General features: G+C 71.4%; 1 pseudogene. It reads left to right on the top strand.

Annotation, left to right across the window (positions count from 1 at the left end):
- A pseudogene (locus tag KVT44_RS61475) lies at positions 1–203 on the top strand (metallophosphoesterase); the annotation flags it as partial.

Here is a 203-nt window from a genome sequence, read left to right as displayed (position 1 = left end):
CAACTCCCACGGCTGGGTGCCGGGTTGGACGGCATCCGCGTCGTCCTCATCACCGACACCCACTACGGTCCCCTCGACCGCGCCCGCTGGTCGGCACAGGTATGCGAGACGGTGAACACTCTGCAGGCCGACCTGGTCTGCCACACCGGTGACATCGCGGACGGCACGGCCGAACGCCGCCGCGCCCAGGCCGCCCCACTCGG

It is taken from the genome of Streptomyces sp. GbtcB7 (genome assembly GCF_019091445.1).
Classification (GTDB): Bacteria; Actinomycetota; Actinomycetes; order Streptomycetales; family Streptomycetaceae; genus Streptomyces; species Streptomyces mirabilis.
The sequence above is the reverse complement of the archived record's forward strand: the minus strand, read 5'-3'. Positions and strand labels throughout refer to the sequence as shown.